The organism is Dictyobacter alpinus (genome assembly GCF_003967575.1).
GTDB lineage: Bacteria > Chloroflexota > Ktedonobacteria > Ktedonobacterales > Ktedonobacteraceae > Dictyobacter > Dictyobacter alpinus.
On record NZ_BIFT01000001.1, the window covers coordinates 5,447,092 to 5,462,434 of the forward strand.

14 protein-coding genes are annotated in these 15,343 nt (G+C 52.0%); 12 read left to right on the forward strand and 2 right to left on the reverse strand.

Features of this window, described 5'->3' with window-relative positions; genetic code table 11:
• Positions 1–4 precede the first annotated feature (4 nt).
• The 7 genes from EL633_RS21565 to EL633_RS21595 all read left to right on the forward strand — a co-directional run bounded on the left by EL633_RS21565 (position 5) and on the right by EL633_RS21595 (position 7,753).
• On the forward strand, positions 5–934 hold the full coding sequence (locus tag EL633_RS21565; protein WP_126629179.1) for a S1C family serine protease: 930 nt from the start codon (positions 5–7) through the stop codon (positions 932–934).
• Between the two features lie 148 nt (positions 935–1,082).
• On the forward strand, positions 1,083–1,922 hold the full coding sequence (locus tag EL633_RS21570) for an N-acyl homoserine lactonase family protein (protein ID WP_126629180.1): 840 nt from the start codon (positions 1,083–1,085) through the stop codon (positions 1,920–1,922).
• 43 nt (positions 1,923–1,965) lie between these two features.
• A complete protein-coding gene (locus EL633_RS21575) occupies positions 1,966–2,829 on the forward strand; it encodes an alpha/beta fold hydrolase (RefSeq protein ID WP_126629181.1) in 864 nt (287 codons plus the stop codon).
• A gap of 659 nt (positions 2,830–3,488) precedes the next feature.
• Positions 3,489–4,355, forward strand: a complete 867-nt coding sequence (locus EL633_RS21580) for an aldo/keto reductase (RefSeq protein ID WP_246039184.1) — start codon at positions 3,489–3,491, stop codon at positions 4,353–4,355.
• Positions 4,356–4,537: 182 nt separating this feature from the next.
• A complete protein-coding gene (locus tag EL633_RS21585; RefSeq protein ID WP_126629182.1) occupies positions 4,538–5,644 on the forward strand; it encodes a Gfo/Idh/MocA family protein in 1,107 nt (368 codons plus the stop codon).
• Between the two features lie 111 nt (positions 5,645–5,755).
• Complete coding sequence (locus tag EL633_RS21590) at positions 5,756–6,907, forward strand: Gfo/Idh/MocA family protein (RefSeq protein WP_126629183.1); 1,152 nt, start codon at positions 5,756–5,758, stop codon at positions 6,905–6,907.
• A 180-nt stretch (positions 6,908–7,087) separates the two neighbouring features.
• Positions 7,088–7,753 carry a hypothetical protein gene (locus EL633_RS21595; protein WP_126629184.1) on the forward strand — a complete coding sequence of 222 codons (666 nt, stop codon included), beginning with the start codon at positions 7,088–7,090 and terminating at the stop codon, positions 7,751–7,753.
• A gap of 130 nt (positions 7,754–7,883) precedes the next feature.
• On the opposite strand, the gene EL633_RS21600 is transcribed toward EL633_RS21595, so the two are convergent.
• Complete coding sequence (locus EL633_RS21600; protein ID WP_126629185.1) at positions 7,884–8,210, reverse strand: hypothetical protein; 327 nt, start codon at positions 8,208–8,210, stop codon at positions 7,884–7,886.
• A gap of 170 nt (positions 8,211–8,380) precedes the next feature.
• Between EL633_RS21600 and EL633_RS21605 the strand changes: the two genes are divergently transcribed.
• The 3 genes from EL633_RS21605 to corA all read left to right on the forward strand — a co-directional run bounded on the left by EL633_RS21605 (position 8,381) and on the right by corA (position 11,596).
• Complete coding sequence (locus EL633_RS21605; RefSeq protein WP_126629186.1) at positions 8,381–8,947, forward strand: MOSC domain-containing protein; 567 nt, start codon at positions 8,381–8,383, stop codon at positions 8,945–8,947.
• A gap of 65 nt (positions 8,948–9,012) precedes the next feature.
• Positions 9,013–9,981, forward strand: coding sequence for a GNAT family N-acetyltransferase (locus EL633_RS21610; protein WP_126629187.1), 969 nt, complete (start codon positions 9,013–9,015; stop codon positions 9,979–9,981).
• Between the two features lie 619 nt (positions 9,982–10,600).
• Complete coding sequence (gene corA, locus EL633_RS21615; RefSeq protein ID WP_161982314.1) at positions 10,601–11,596, forward strand: magnesium/cobalt transporter CorA; 996 nt, start codon at positions 10,601–10,603, stop codon at positions 11,594–11,596.
• Here corA and EL633_RS21620 read toward each other — a convergent pair.
• Entirely contained in the window at positions 11,593–12,507 is a 915-nt protein-coding gene (locus EL633_RS21620) for a LysR family transcriptional regulator (RefSeq protein ID WP_126629189.1), read from the reverse strand. The genes corA and EL633_RS21620 overlap by 4 nt on opposite strands.
• A 176-nt stretch (positions 12,508–12,683) precedes the next feature.
• Here EL633_RS21620 and EL633_RS21625 point away from each other — a divergent pair, with 176 nt between their 5' ends.
• Positions 12,684–13,715 (forward strand): aldo/keto reductase, encoded by a 1,032-nt coding sequence (locus EL633_RS21625; protein WP_126629190.1) that lies wholly within the window; start codon positions 12,684–12,686, stop codon positions 13,713–13,715.
• Between the two features lie 188 nt (positions 13,716–13,903).
• Complete coding sequence (locus EL633_RS21630; protein ID WP_126629191.1) at positions 13,904–15,331, forward strand: hypothetical protein; 1,428 nt, start codon at positions 13,904–13,906, stop codon at positions 15,329–15,331.
• The last annotated feature ends 12 nt before the right edge of the window (positions 15,332–15,343 follow it).

Here is a 15,343-nt window from a genome sequence, read left to right on the forward strand (position 1 = left end):
CCCAATGACACAATCAACAACACCGTCCACACAGTCTTCCTATCCGCTACCAGATGTATTTTCGTCCGCCCTCACCGCGCTGTTTGACCAGGCACGACCAGCAATCGTCCAGGTACGCAATGGACAGCATGGAGGCGGAACTGGTATCGTCTGGCGGCCAGATGGACAGATTATTACCAATAACCACGTGGTTCCGAGAGACGGGGGCGACATCCAGGTCCATTTCACTGATGGCCGTACGCTGCCCGCGCGCGTGATCCAGCGCCAGCCAGAATTTGATCTGGCCCTGCTCAAAGTCGCAGCCAACGACCTCCCCTTCCTGGAGGCCGGCGATTCCTCAAAACTACGTGTCGGCGAATGGGTCTTCGCCATTGGACATCCATGGGGCCAGCGCTGGACCGTCACGGCCGGTATTATGAGTAGCAGGAGTACACGTCAGATAGATGAAGATGTCAGTATTCCTTATATCAAATCCGATGTGCGACTGGCTCCCGGTAACTCTGGTGGACCCTTGCTCAACGCCGATGGCGATGTCGTGGGCGTCAACGCCATGATCTTTGGTGGCGACCTCTCGGTCTCCATTCCCAGCAACGTGGTCAGCGAATGGCTATCCGGTCTACCCAAAGCTCCAGCCATCCTGGGTGTTGGACTCCAGCGCAGCGAGTTGCCAGCCAACGTCCAGGCGCAACTAGCAGCCAGCCGTGAGTATGGTCAACTCGTCGTCAGCGTCGTCGAGCGTGTCGCCGCGCAACAGGAGATCTTCCTGGGCGACCTGCTACTCGACATCGACGGTCAGCCCATCGAAAGCGCCGCCAGTCTGCGCCGCCATCTAGCCAGCAAAGCTCCCGGTGACAACGTCAGCCTCACCCTTATCCGTGGTGGTATCCTCACCACCATCAGCGCCAGTCTGCTCCCCGTCAGCAGCGCCAACTAGCATATACCTGTAGCGCGCAAAAAAACAGGCCAGCCGCACTCGATACGGCTGGCCTGTTTGCTGTTCCGCCAAATCTCCAGGAGCTCTTTCGTGATACCATAGTATTGCAGACGTACCATGAATGTATCTGAACTCAAAAGGAGAGATTATGCGCATTCACGCAATCCAGACCGGGACCGTCGCGATCAAATCAAAGCAGGTAAGTGGTCAGGGAAGTGGACCTCTACGGCTGATTAATGTTATGCTCGATCGCACATGGACCGAGCGTTTACCCATCTATGCATGGGTGATTGAGCATCCAGAGGGAGTTATTGTGGTTGACACTGGTGAGACCGCTCACGCGGTAGAAGCGGGTTATTTTCCCAGATGGCATCCGTACTACAAGAGTGTGCGTGAATGGGTGCGTCCTGAAGAGGAGATCGGGCCACAATTACGTGCTCTGGGGATCACACCAGACGATGTGCGCTGGGTTGTGATGACCCATTTGCATACGGATCACGCAGGTGGCTTACACCATTTTCCTAAAGCCCAGATTTTGCTTTCGCGTGCCGAGTATCAGGCTGCTAGAGGATTTACAGGGCAAGTTAGAGGGTATCTTCCTCAACACTGGCCCGACTGGTTCGCGCCAGAGCTACTTGATTTTGCCCCACAGCAATTTGGACCATTTCCTAACAGCTATACACTTACCAAAGCAGGCGATGTTCATATCGTCGCAACCCCGGGCCATACCGTCGGACATTGCTCGGTTGTGGTGCAGGATGATATGCACACATTCTTTTTTGCTGGAGACACGTCGTATAATGAACGCTTGATGCTAGAGCAAGTGGTTGATGGTGTGACAACAAATAGCACAGTCTATCAAGAGACCGCACGTCAGATTCTCACCTATGTGCAATCTACACCAACGGTCTACCTGCCCAGCCATGATCCAGAGGCTCTACAGCGACTGGAAACACGCAAACCTGCTATCTCCGTGAAGGCCGAGTAAATAGGGCAGATGGCCGAGTTTAAGTATCGAAAGGAATAAGCAGATGACCCAATCAGCTGAAAATATTAGCATCGAGAACTTGGACCGGTATGTACAGCATGGCTATGCTGATAATCATGGCGTCAAGATCCACTATGCCAGTCTGGGGAGCGGACCCTTGATCGTGATGATCCATGGATTTCCAGATTTCTGGTATTCATGGCGGTATCAGATGATCGCCTTATCCTCTGCATATCAGGTGGTCGCGATGGACCAGCGCGGCTACAATCTAAGCGACAAGCCGACCGAGGGCGAGCAATACAAGATGCAGCATCTGATCGGAGATGTCAAAGCGGTCGTGAACGCGCAAGGGAAGCAGAGCGCGATCATCATCGGACACGACTGGGGTGGCGCGGTCTCCTGGCAGTTCGCCATGCATTATCCCGATGCCACCGAGAAACTAATCATTTTAAATTTGCCGCATCCCCGTAATATGGCCCGTGAGATGGTCCACAATCCTGAGCAGCAGAAGAATAGCCAGTACGCACGAGACTTTCAGCAGGAAGGTGCGCACCTTAAAGTTACCCCTGAAGCCCTGATTCAGTATATCAGCGACGAAAAGGTGCGCCCACGCTACCTGGAGGCGTTTCAGCGTTCCAATATTGAAGGTATACTGCAATTCTATAAACAAAACTATCCCCGCGAACCCTATCGAGAGGACACCTCGCCCGTCATCAAAATCAAGGCACCTGTGCTACAGTTCCATGGCCTCAAAGACAAATTTCTCTTGCCAGGCGCACTCAACAACACCTGGGAGTTGATCGACAACACCTACACCCTGGTTACAGTGCCCAATGCCGGCCACTTTATCCAGCACGACACGCCCGAGCTCGTGACCCGTACCATCCATAGCTGGCTGTCGCAATAAGCGTCATGGGTCGGCGTTGAGTACGTGGAGTGGCGCCATAGCCAGCGTTGAGTACGTTGGGTGGGCGCCACACGCAAGGCCGCACTGCTGGGTTTTCGTGGGCCGAGGGATCACAACGACTCGCAGTGCTGTGGCGCCTACACCACTCATGTTTGGCGCTGCGGGGTTGAACAGGGAGGTTTGGTCTTTCATGGTCTTGGACATGGTCGCCGTTCAAAACGTTGCCGAGTGACCATGCTTGAATAAATATGAGTGATGTAGGCGCCACAGGCATATATGCCTTTCTATCATGTTAGGCCTTTGAAAAAGTTATATGCCGGCCTTGCGTGTGGCGCTCACTTGACGTACGTAACGCTGGCTTCTCACGTTGGATATAAAAGTGCTTAATCGAAACATATTGGGCCTTGCTTGTGGCGCTAATTGACGTATGATTGGTCCGCTTCACATGTTTTCCCGTTCAAAACTGGGTCGCCATTTAGGATCATGATTGGATACCTTGACATGGGCGGAGGAACAGTAACGCATCTTCACGTGTTTGAGGGGCATGTCATACGTGAACAGGTAGCAGGGGCAAGCCCTGCCGTTACGGCGAAGCTGTTGGGACTCTTTTGTACGTATGAGAGGGAAGAGGTTGTTTTTTTCTACAAGGAGTTTTTGCGGTGAATACGAATGGGCAGTTGCCGGCGTCTATGGCCGGACATTTTGTGATTGGTGGTAATTTGCGGGTGCATCGGCTGGGGTTTGGGGCAATGCGCCTGACGGGCGACGGGATCTGGGGTCCTCCGAAGGATAAGCAGGCGTGTCTGGCGGTCCTGCATCGTGCATTGGACCTGGGGGTGAATTTTATTGATACGGCGGATTCGTATGGGCCGAATGTGAGCGAGGAATTGATCGCGGAGGCGCTCCATCCGTATGCTAAGGGGCTCGTTATCGCGACTAAGGGGGGCCTGGAGCGTACCGGTCCGGGCCAATGGCCGCGTAATGGGCGTCCGGAGCATTTGCGTCAGGCGTTGGAGGGGAGCCTGCGTCGTCTGAAGCTTGATCGTATTGATATTTATCAATATCATCGTGTGGATCCTGAGGTGCCGCTGGAGGATTCGATGGGCGAGATTGCGCGTATGCGTGAGGAGGGCAAGATCCAGCATGTAGGGATTTCGAACGTGGATGCTGAACAGCTCACTCGGGCCCGTAAGGTTGTGCCGATCGTGACGGTGCAGAACCGCTATAATGTCACGGATCGCCAGTCGGAGCAATTGATCGACTACTGTTTCCACGAAGGTATCGCTTTTATCCCCTGGGCTCCGCTGGGTGGGGATGCGCTTAGCTCGACTGAACTATTGAATCAGATCGCGCAGAAGCATAACGCCAAACCCAGCCAGATCGTGCTGGCCTGGCTCCTGCAGCGCTCAGGAAATATCCTGCCGATTCCTGGCACCTCTTCAGTACAACACCTCGAAGAGAATGTCGCGGCTGCGGCAATCCACCTCAGTTCTGAGGATTTCCAGGCCCTGCATGGGGCGCGCTAAAACATGAGAGGATAGAGATTTTTCTGTCCGTTTGCAAACGGACAGAAAAATCTCTATCTTTTCTTTTTGGCTTGGAAAACCTTTTCCAGCATGATATCATATGTATAATTAGCTCTAATGAAGCATTAGCAGGAAGCTATCTCGTTACGACGGGTACAAAAAAAGAGGAGTCTTATTTTATTATGACGAATAAAGCCAATGTAGGCGTTATTGGATGTGGGCAGATTAGTTCCATCTACTTAGAAGCTCCCAGCAAGTTCGATATTTTGAACTTCACTGCATGCGCCGATATCGATATGGAGCGTGCACGCGCGCAGGCGCAGCGTTATAACGTACCGAAAGTCTGTACAGTCGAAGAACTGCTGGCGGATCCAGATATCGACGTGATCTTGAATCTGACGATTCCGAATGTACATGCCCAGATTGGCCTGGCAGCCATAGAGGCAGGAAAATCCACCTATAGTGAGAAGCCATTAGGTATTCGTCGTGAAGAGGGTAAGGCCCTGCTAGAGGCAGGCAACGCCAAAAACCTGCGCGTCGGCTGTGCTCCCGATACCTTCCTGGGTGGCGGTATCCAGACCTGCATCCAGGCCATCAATGAAGGCCTGATCGGCGAGCCAGTCGCAGCCACCGCCTTTATGCTCGGCCACGGTCCTGAGTCCTGGCACCCCGACCCAAATTTCTTCTATCAACCAGGTGCCGGCCCCATGTTTGATATGGGACCTTACTACCTGACCGCGCTTATTTCGATGCTCGGGCCCGTGCGCCGCGTCACCGGTTCATCCCGCATCACGTTTCCCGAGCGCACAATTACCAGCCAGGCAAAGTATGGTACCAAGATCAAAGTCAACACCCCGACGCATATCGCCGGCGTCCTGGACTTTGAAAACGGCGCCGTTGGATCAATCATCATGAGCTTTGATGTCTGGTCCCATCAGTTGCCTCGTATCGAGATCTATGGCACCGAAGGCACACTGGTCGTGCCCGATCCAAACACCTTTGGTGGACCCGTAACCGTGAAGACCGTGCAGGATAAACAGTGGCGTGAGTTGCCCCTGACCCATGCGTATACTGAGAATAGCCGTGGTATTGGCCTGGCAGATATGATACATGCCATGAATTCTGGCCGCGCCCATCGTGCCAGTGGCGCTCTGGCCTATCATGTGCTGGACATCATGGAGGCCTTCAATGATGCTTCAGATCAGGGAAAACACATCGAGCTCACCAGCCAGTGCAAGCGTCCCGCACCACTCAATCCAGGCAAGCACGACTGGAGCGAAGATCTCTAAATAGCGCACGTATATGCAGATCAGGCTATCATCAGATGATATAAAGTGGTAGCCTGGTATTGATTGTCAATCGTCATATGGCGACAAATACAAGATAGGAGAACAACTGCAATGGGCAGAGATGTATCCAATCGACGATTACGAGCCGGCATTGTAGGCGGCGGCAAAGGCTCTTTTATCGGTGCGGTCCACCGTGTCGCGGCCGAACTGGATGGTCAGGCAGAAGTGGTTGCCGGTGCCATGTCTACCGATCCTCAGCGCGCCGAAGAGTCGGCCCGTGCCTGGTTCCTGGACCGTTCCTATGCCAGCTATGAAGAGATGGCCGAAAAAGAAGCCGCGCGTCCCGATGGGATCGATTTTGTGATCGTGGCCACCCCCAATCATATGCACTATCCGGTGGCCAAAGCCTTCCTGCAGCACGGCATCCACGTCGTCTCCGACAAACCTATGTCCTTCAGCCTCGAAGAAGCGAAGGAAGAAGTCGCACTGGTCGAGAAAAACAACCTGATCTTCGCGCTGACACACAACTACACCGGGTATCCAATGGTGCGTCAGGCCCGCGACCTCGTGCTCAGCGGCGCCCTTGGTACGGTCCGTAAAGTGCTGGTCGAATACATCCAGGACTGGCTGATGGAGCCTCAAGAGAATAGTGGCAACAAGCAGGCCGCCTGGCGTACCGATCCCACGAAATCTGGTATCGCCGGTAGTGTTGGTGACATCGGTACCCACGCCGAGAACCTGCTTGAGTTCATTACCGGACAGAAGATCGCCTCGCTGAGCGCCGACCTCAGCACCTTTGTGCCTGGACGCCAGTTGGATGATGATGCCAACATGCTGCTGCGCCTGGAGAACGGAGCCAAGGGTTTCCTGACCTGCTCACAGATCGCCGCCGGAGAAGAGAACAACCTCAATATCCGTGTCTATGGCACGCGTGCCGGTCTGGAATGGCATCAGATGGAGCCCAACACCCTGCTCTTCAAGCAGCCGGGCCAGCCTACCCAGATCTATCGTACCAACGCACCATACACCAGCGACGAAGCCAGAGCCGCCGCCCGCACACCCGGTGGACATCCCGAGGGCTTCTACGAGGCCTTCGCCAACATCTACCGGCTGGCCATCGCCGACATCCGACGTGTCGAAGCCGGCGAAAAGCCGCTGGGCGGCTATCCCACCGTCTACGACGGCCTGCGCGGCATGCTCTTCATCAGCAAAGCCGTCGAAAGCTCCCAGCAAGGTGCTACCTGGGTCGACATGAACGCCTGAACGCCTGAATAACTCATAGACGGAAAGCCAGATTCAACCACCAGAATCTGGCTTTTCGTCTATGAGTTCGTCGACGCGTCTTTTTTTTCATCATTTGACCAGGTTTTATGGGTCCAATTTCGCGAGCCATGCGAGATAGAATAGAATGCTGATAGTTTCATCAAGGAAGAGAAAACAGCCATGATCGTTGATAGCGTCCCCCAGAAAAAACGACTGCGTACTTTTGCTTTTTTTATTGCCATGTTGATTTTGTACCTTGGTCTGTGCCAACTGATGACCTTTACACTTGGCACTTCAAACATCATCCTCGGCATCTTATTCTTTGTTCTTGGCATTATCTGCATTGGCTTGAGTCTGGGGACATTTGTGCTATTCATAGAATTTATGGAGACATTCAAATTATTCGCTAGATCTAAAATTCCTTCTATTATATTGATCATTTTATCTGCAATAATTTGTGGTACATTCGCGGTATATTCCTTCCAGGTATACGAAGCTGAAAGTGATCAGTACAGGTTGGCTAATCCTACCGCAAATATTGTAGGGGTTGACACCGATCCGAATGCTAAAGTGACCTGTAATAATCAAGAGATGTCTCTTGCAGAGGTATGTGAGCACGTTTTCACTATCAATGGATCAAGCAGTACCACTAAATATACCTATGACGAACAAAAAAAATATCAGAAGCAGCAAAGGATCGATAAAGATAGGGAGGACAAAATTCAAAAAATGCCTGTGAAGCCACAAACTCCGCTGGATGCTCCATTATTACGGATGCTTGTTCTTGCAAGTGTTGCTTTTGGTACACTGGTAATCGTAGGAGTCATACTGTTACGGCAAATGTAACAGTATGATGGTTTGATCCCCACATTATCCTGACAATTGCCATTCTGATCTTCCCTTATGACGTGGCAACTGTCAGGATATGGCCTATAGATAGCAGGCTCAAGAGATTATTCTCCTGAGCCTTGATTAATCAAGCACAGCGTCCGTTCTGGCACGACATACCACACTGGGCTGTCGTCAAGCTACCGCAGCACTCGCTATTGGACTTACAGTGTATGCCGATTTCGGCCGTACAGTAATGGGGATCATGCGGACCACCGATGCAGTGTTTTGAACAACAATCACCTTGCTCTTTACAGTGGCTACCATTCGCACTACAAGCCGCCCGCGCCGTACCAGCGCCACTCAGACCCAGGATACCGGCCAGCGTCCCTGCACAGAATAGACCGATTGCCTGTCGACGGGATGTATTAGTGGCTAAGGATCGGGTCAAGGCGTCAAAGTTGTTTGAGCCCATAGCTGCACCTCCGAAGTTCATCAAATGTGTAATCACAACATTATTTATCGAAAAGCGACTCTTGATATGCATACCATAAACAGCGCTAGAAAGTCAATCGTGCAATCAAGTACAATATATAGGTAAAAGATAATATATTCGCGTTGATAGAGAAACGGAAGGAATAGAAGATGTTGGAGACTGACAAGGATTTTGCTACTGCTGTAGTGGTGGCGGTGAACTGTAGTGCGGAACATACCTTTAGCAAGCATAATCGAGAATGCATACAATTGCTGGAAGGATTGGGAGTTGAGGGAGATGCCCACCTGGGTCAGACAGTGCAGCATCGTTCGCGGGTGGCGGTAGATCCGAGCCAGCCGAATCTGCGCCAGGTGCATCTGATCCATGCTGAGTTGCACGATGAATTGCGTGCCGCAGGTTTTGCTGTCTCGGCGGGCCAGATGGGTGAGAATATTACCACGCGAGGCATTGAACTGCTGTCCCTCCCAACCGGCACACGGCTGCACATGGGCGATACCGCCATCGTCGAAGTAACCGGCCTGCGCAATCCCTGCTACCAACTTGATCACTTCCAGGAGGGCCTGCTGGCGGCAGTGCTAGACCACGATGAGCAGGGCAAGCTGATCCGCAAAGCAGGGATCATGGGGATTGTGCTCACCGGTGGTCAGGTGCGACCTGATGATCCAATTCGTGTCGAGCTACCGGCAGGGCCGCACCGACCACTTGAGCGCGTCTGAGACCTACTACGAAGTTGGCGGAGCGTGAACTCAGCCGATTGGGCCAACGCAAGAGGCATAAATTCATGAATAAGATACTTTTATCAGATCATTTCATAGTACGAAATCCCACGTTGTCTGATCTTGAGGATGTTTTGGAGCTCTATAATAGCTTTGATATTCCGAAATATGGCCAGCCCAATCAGTCGCTGGCGTCTGTGCGAACGATGTGGACCGCGCCAGATTTTGCTCTGGAGTCTGATGCCTGGCTGGTTGTTGCTCCTGATGAGCGGCTGGTTGGTACTATGCAGTTGATCAAGGATAGTGAGACCAATTTTTTCACCAGTGGTGGTGTGCACCCTGAGTATCGGCGGCAAGGCATTGGAACGCATTTGTTGCGTCTGGCAAGTGCACGCGTGCAGGAAAGAGGCGCACACCTGCCCGATGGCAGCCAGGTGACCATGCGTGCCTTCTGTCTCATCAAGCCTACGAATAAAGCTGAAGCACAGTTATTTGAGCGCCAGGGCTACCAGGTCGTACGGCACTTTTGGGATATGGAGCGCGAGCTCATTGATCCAACTCCCATGCCGGTCTGGCCTGAAGGTATCAGCATTCGTACCTTTATTCCTGGCCAGGATGAGCATCCTTTCTTTGAAGCATACACGCAGGTTTTTCAAGATAGATGGGGGTATGAGCCGCAAACCTTTGAGACCTGGGCGCACGAGAATCTGTTGGCAGACTCCTTTGATCCTGACCGTTGCTTTCTGGCTTGTCATGATAAGACCATTGTTGGCTTTGCGCTGTGTGTGGATTTTGGCGAGATGGGAATTATCGACCAGCTAGGCGTTCAGCAGAGTGAGCGTAAGCGAGGACTGGGGCAAGCTTTGCTGCATCACTGCTTTGGCGAACTTGCACGACGCGGCAAACGTATCGCGCACCTGAGCGTTGATGCCGAGAGCCTGACTGGCGCGTCCCGCCTCTATAAGCGAGCTGGAATGCATATTACTATCCACAACGACCTTTACCAGAAAACGCTCGATCGCGTCCGTGGCTAGATGGTTTAAATCCAACGGTTGCTGACTGGCAGTTCTGCTACAACAGCTATAAATAGCTCAACAAGCATGGGTGCCGTTCATTTTTTTTCAACGACTGCACATCATCGTGGACATGCTCAGGGACCTTGACTTAGAGCGAGGAGATGGCGATCATGATCGTAAACAGGCGCTTTGACATGGAGCGAGGAGACGGCAACCCGCAAGGGGATTGCCCTACAATACTCATTTCCAGGTCACGCTATCTTACAGGAAGTGTATTACCATCCTGTTCTCTTTAAGAGAACGAAACAAGACATTCATGTCTGGTGACACCACGCGGCATGAAAATGCTTCATTTTCAGAGGAGAAAAAAGAGAGATGTAGGGCACAATCCCCTTGCGGGTTGCCGTCTCTTCGCCTCACGATTCGGTTGCTTTAACAGGATGCAGTTTCTCCGTCCCTTGTCATACCCTTGATGTGAAATGAATCGGGCCTCCGATCTTGCGCTCATGGGTTGTATTGGCAAAAAATGCATGGCACCCAACGGGTGGATTGCTATGGACAAAAGGAAGCAGAGACGGTAATCTTTGATCCAGGGGAGAGCCAGGTATGGATGTGGCTCGCCAGAGAAAGGATAACTATGATTAAGGCCATTCAGTGTAATATTCCGCAGGCGCAGTTTCGCGTGCTGACGACACTCGATAATATTAGTGATCAGCTGGCCGATACTGAGCATCAGTTCTGGCTGGATTTGTCGGAGCCGAGCGCTGAGGAGTTAGCCACGGTGGGGAAGGAATTTGGTTTGCATCCACTCGCACTGGAGGATGCGACAAATGAGCATCAGCGTCCGAAGATTGAGCAATATGAGAATTTTATGTTTATTGTCTTTTATGCTGCTTATTTTGAGGCCGAAACACAGCGTGTTGAGACGCGCGAACTGAATCTTTTTGTAGGCGAAAACTATTTGATTACGGTCCATCATGTTGATATTCCAGAGATACATGAAGCTGAGCAGCGCTGGAAACGCAATAGTAGCCATTTGAGTTGGGGAATTGGACCATTGCTGTATGCGCTCCTCGATAGTATGGTTGATCATTATTTTCCGGTGGTTGATGACCTTGTCGAGCGTGCCGAGGAGATGGAAGAGCAGATTTATGCCTCCAAGAATTATGATACCGAGCGAACCTTTGAGATGCTCTCGATCAAAAAGACCATGTTGCAGATGCGGCGTATCGTCAATCCTGAGCGTGATATCTTAAATGTTTTGACCAATCGGGACAATCCAATTTTCCCTGAGCAAAGTCTGGCCTATTTTCGTGATGTGTATGATCATGTGACCCGCCTGGCTGATACCCTTGATCTTTATCGCGATCAACTGAGCTCAATGATGGATGCATCCCTGTCCTTATCCTCCCATTCGCTCAACCAGGTGATGCGAACCTTAACGGCCGCATCGATTATTCTTATGAGTGGGAGCTTTATTACTGGCATTTATGGTATGAATTTTAATCATGATGTTTCTCCTTTTAATATGCCAGAGCTAAACTGGGCCTTTGGATACTTTTTCGCGCTCGGTGCGATTGGACTGATATCGTTGGTCCTGCTGGTCTATTTTAGACGACTTAAATGGATTTAAGTTGCTTTTTCTGTTTTGTGTGCTCGCTGCGTTTCAGTAGCTACTGCGCGCACAATTGAGACAAAGTGTTCGACCAGTGGATTAGTGTCATGGCTTCGCCACGCGATCGCAATTTGTAGCGGTTCAATGTCGATAACAGGGCGCCAGACCAGATCCGGCCGACCGTAGTAGGCAGACAGTGAGGTCGGAGCCAAACAGATGGCCAGGCCGGAGGCGACCTGTTCTAGCATCTCCTCGACATTATCGTTGGTCGGCCCCCAATGTGGCTCCCTGCCATCCGGCCGGGGATTAACGGCCCACCAATCGACCCACATTTTAGGAGCCTTCTTCGTCCACATCAATGGCTCATCGGCCAGATCCATGATCTGGATCTGGGGATGGGAGGCAAGCGGATGGAAGGTGGCCATGCCCACCAGGCGTGGTTCGCGGGCAATGATCTCTAGCTGTAATCCCTCTGATTGAGCGGGTAGCCAGAGATAAGCTACATCTACTGTACCCATACGGAGAGCTTCGGCTTCTGCTCCCCAATCAAAGCGCCTGGGAACTATCTGCACATCAGGATACTGTTGCTTGAAACGTGCCTGTGCCAGTGTCCCAATCTGACCAGCGCCGGTCGCCTCAAATCCTACACGAAGCTTTCCTGTCAGCCGGGAGCGAAACTGCTCGGCGACCGAACGCACACGTTCAGACTGCTCAAGGGTGCGACGTGCCTCGATGAGGACCGCTTGTCCAGCCTCAGTCAAAGACACACTACGACGATCCCGTTGCAGCAGGACCACACCAAGTTCCTGCTCAAGTTCCTTGATGGCATAACTCAAAGATGGTTGTGCCACCAGTAAGCGCGTGGCCGCCCGTCCGAAGTGCAGCTCCTCGGCCAGCACAACAAAATAATGGAGAACACGTAATTCCATTTTTCGTTAAATCCTGTTCTATCCTGGATTGAAATCCTGCTATGTGGTGATAGAGCCATTCTATCACGTTAGAGAAAACAAGTCTTGGACAAAGCAGAGTGGCGATTTTATACTAATGATAAAGCAATTGAACGCCGCCCATCTGCGGCAAGGGAAATATATAGGAGAAAAATAGAATGCAATATACGCGTTTAGGCAATACAGGTTTGATAGTTTCCCGCTTTGCCTTTGGCTGCATGACCTTTGGCTCGGGTGAGGGTGCGTTCGGATCGGTGTACAAAGTCGATCAGGATGGCGCTAATAATCTGGTCGCGCGGGCACTGGATGGGGGCGTGAACTTCTTTAATACAGCCGATGCCTATGCCAATGGGCAGTCCGAGGAAATGTTGGGGCGAGCCCTGGGTAAGCGTCGTCAGGATGTGGTGATTGCCTCTAAGGTTGGGAATCGTATGGGTGATGCGCTGATCGACCAGGGACTCTCAAGACAGCACATCCTTTCTTCCGTACAGGGAAGTCTGAAGCGCCTGGGGAGCGATTATATTGATGTTTATCTGGTCCACCGCCTCGATCCCTATACGCCACTGGAAGAGACACTTGAGGCACTGGATTATGTGGTGCGGCAGGGCATGGTGCGCTATATTGGTTTCTCGAACTGGCCGACGTGGCTGGCCGCCAAAGCGGTTGGTTTGCAGCGTGAATACAAGTGGGCGCAATTCCGGGCCGCCGAGATGTATTACTCACTGGTCGGCCGTGACCTGGAGCACGAAATGCTGCCATTCGCGCAGGATGCAGGTATCGGTATCCAGGTCTGGAGCCCGCTGGCCGGAGGATTTTTGAGTGGAAAATATACGCGTGAGAATCCTGGTGGCAATGGTGGCAGGCTCACAGGCTTTGATATCATCCCCTTTGATCGTGAGCACGGCTATGATGTCGTCGAGAAATTACGCGAGATCGGGACAAAGCATAAAGCCTCTCCGGCCCAGGTTGCCCTGGCCTGGTTACTCTCGCGCTCAATCACAGCGGTTCTAGTTGGAGCAAGCAAAATCAGTCAGCTAGACGACAACCTTGGGGCCACCGAGCTTGAACTGAGCGCTGACGAACTACAAGAACTTGACAAGCTAACAGAACCAACCGCCATCTATCCCAACTGGTTTAATGCCGCCATCTACGATGCCGCCGTACGCGATGCCCTGGCAAAGCGCGGCTAAGATAGTGTTTGTTTCCCACTCTCATCGTGGAGCGTGCAGCTAGCTGCACTCGGGCCCTGAAGGGCACCTTGCTTCTTATGAGTCATCCCTAATTTTTCAAAAGAAGGACTAGGCAAAATGGATCTCGTCATTTAGACTGTTGAATATGAAAAGCAAACAATCACTAAATGAGGAGATCCATCGTTATTATGTCAGAATTGTCAGAAACCTTCAAACGCTTGGAACAAGATCCGCAGGGGGGATCACAGCATCTGCTTCAGTTGCTTGAACAGTTTTTGCAGCCTTTTTTGCTCAGGCTCGATGATGTCTTGGACAAACGGTTGGTGCGCACCTTACTGCAATGCCTGGTTGCCATCATCCGCCTGCGTCAAAATCCACAAGCTTTGTGGCTGAGTGAGCTTGGTTCCTATCTGCAAGGCTATGATGGGTACTCAACGAGTGCCACCGCAGGCACCAAGCGGGTTGGAAAGCTGTTGCGATCCGTGAAGTGGACCGTGGGGCTCATTGATGACTATCTGCTGGAAAAAGCAGATGAGGAGGTACGCACCCTCAAAGAGCAATGCAAGCGGATCCTCTGCATCTGGGATGGAAGTGTGCTGGAGAAAGCCGAAAGCGAAAAGTTGGAAGGACTCTGCCCGGTTCTCTCGAGTAAAGCCAAGAGGCGGCAGCGGACAAAGCGAGGCTTCGTGTTCAATTGGCCTGCTGCTCGTCCGGTCAGGGTCATGGGAATGCAGTGGAATGCTGCACTCATTGTCGGAATGCAAGGGCTTCCCCATCTGGCAGTCACGAAGTGGTGGTCAACCAAAGGCGTCTTTGCCACCAGGCTCCGAGATGCGGAAGAAGAGGGATTGCGGATCTGTGTCAGGAAATGGGGTTCTTTGCTGGTTCATGTCTTTGATCGCGGCTATGCCTCAGGATATTGGCTGCGCGTGCTCGCCAAGTATCGAGCCCGTTTCATTATCCGCTGGGTCAAACATCACGTGTTTCTGACACTGGCCGGAGAGGAAAAGAAGCTGTGGCAAATTGGCCAGGGGAAGAAGTATCGCGCGCACAAAGAGATCTGGGATGGCAGAACGGGAGAAAAGATGGCCTGTGATTTGTGGTGGACAGCCCTTCGCCATCCTCAGACGCATGAACCATTGTTTCTCGTGAAAGCGCGGGTCAAAAAAGGCATCATGTATTTGATCACCAATGAGCCAGTCCACACCGAAGAGCAAGCATGGGATGTATTCTTCAGTTATCGTCGGAGATGGCAAATTGAGGTGAGTTTTCGCTATGCGAAATGTGAATTGGCCTTGGAATGTCCTCGGTTGTGGTCGTTAGAAGCTCGACTCAAGTTGCTTGGTATGGTCATGCTCGTCTATGCCTTCCTGCTTTCCTTGCTTGATCCGAGGCATCACGAACTCGTGCAAGCGCTCTTGCGCTTCCGATGTCACCGAACCGGAAAGCGGTGCCTGCACGTGCAGGCACCACTCTATCGGATCCGATGGGCACTCAGTCGCTTGTGGGACGATGACCGTCCCCGCTTCGGTTGTTTCCTCCCACCTTCTGATGATCCCCTCACGGTTTGCTCACTCATCCGAGACCTTGAGCGATTTCAGAAAAATTGGGGATGACTCATGACCGTT

What these genes read in the sequence shown, in the direction of transcription:
- EL633_RS21565 (WP_126629179.1), top strand. Translation starts at nt 5, where the DNA reads ATGACACAATCAACAACACCGTCCACACAGTCTTCCTATCCGCTACCA.
- EL633_RS21590 (WP_126629183.1), top strand. Translation starts at nt 5,756, where the DNA reads ATGGGCAGAGATGTATCCAATCGACGATTACGAGCCGGCATTGTAGGC.
- EL633_RS21605 (WP_126629186.1), top strand. Translation starts at nt 8,381, where the DNA reads ATGTTGGAGACTGACAAGGATTTTGCTACTGCTGTAGTGGTGGCGGTG.
- EL633_RS21570 (WP_126629180.1), top strand. Translation starts at nt 1,083, where the DNA reads ATGCGCATTCACGCAATCCAGACCGGGACCGTCGCGATCAAATCAAAG.
- EL633_RS21600 (WP_126629185.1), bottom strand. Translation starts at nt 8,210, where the DNA reads ATGGGCTCAAACAACTTTGACGCCTTGACCCGATCCTTAGCCACTAAT.
- EL633_RS21585 (WP_126629182.1), top strand. Translation starts at nt 4,538, where the DNA reads ATGACGAATAAAGCCAATGTAGGCGTTATTGGATGTGGGCAGATTAGT.
- EL633_RS21595 (WP_126629184.1), top strand. Translation starts at nt 7,088, where the DNA reads ATGATCGTTGATAGCGTCCCCCAGAAAAAACGACTGCGTACTTTTGCT.
- EL633_RS21620 (WP_126629189.1), bottom strand. Translation starts at nt 12,507, where the DNA reads ATGGAATTACGTGTTCTCCATTATTTTGTTGTGCTGGCCGAGGAGCTG.
- EL633_RS21610 (WP_126629187.1), top strand. Translation starts at nt 9,013, where the DNA reads ATGAATAAGATACTTTTATCAGATCATTTCATAGTACGAAATCCCACG.
- EL633_RS21630 (WP_126629191.1), top strand. Translation starts at nt 13,904, where the DNA reads ATGTCAGAATTGTCAGAAACCTTCAAACGCTTGGAACAAGATCCGCAG.
- EL633_RS21575 (WP_126629181.1), top strand. Translation starts at nt 1,966, where the DNA reads ATGACCCAATCAGCTGAAAATATTAGCATCGAGAACTTGGACCGGTAT.
- corA (WP_161982314.1), top strand. Translation starts at nt 10,601, where the DNA reads ATGATTAAGGCCATTCAGTGTAATATTCCGCAGGCGCAGTTTCGCGTG.
- EL633_RS21625 (WP_126629190.1), top strand. Translation starts at nt 12,684, where the DNA reads ATGCAATATACGCGTTTAGGCAATACAGGTTTGATAGTTTCCCGCTTT.